This window comes from Melaminivora alkalimesophila (assembly GCF_000282995.1).
Lineage (GTDB): Bacteria > Pseudomonadota > Gammaproteobacteria > Burkholderiales > Burkholderiaceae_C > Melaminivora > Melaminivora alkalimesophila.
In genome coordinates this window covers 1-276 of the sequence record NZ_ALEE01000144.1, presented here as the reverse complement: position 1 = coordinate 276, position 276 = coordinate 1, and the positions used below count along the sequence as shown (strand labels likewise).

Annotated in this window: 1 protein-coding gene; it reads right to left on the bottom strand. The window is 71.4% G+C overall.

Features of this window, described 5'->3' with window-relative positions; genetic code table 11:
- Positions 1 to 27 precede the first annotated feature (27 nt).
- Positions 28 to 276, bottom strand: a 249-nt coding sequence (locus A612_RS02205) for an Hsp33 family molecular chaperone HslO (protein ID WP_040435696.1), incomplete at its 5' end; no start/stop codon positions are given.

Sequence of the window (276 nt, the reverse complement as noted above, 5' to 3'; positions counted from 1 at the left end):
GGCTCCGGCGGCGGGCCGCGCCGCCCTTCACTGCATGCCGGGAGGCACGGGCGGCTGCTTGTCGGCTTCGGTGAACAGCTGCGTCGCATCCACCCGATCGAAGTGGTACTGGCGCCCGCAGAAATCGCAACCCACCTCGACGCTGGCCCGCTCCTCGATGATCGACTGGACCTCGTCGCGCCCCAGGTTGCGCAGCATCGCCGCCACCCGCTCGCGCGAGCAGGTGCAGGCAAAGCGCGGTCCCGCCTCGCCCTGCAGTGGCTCGAACCGCAGCAG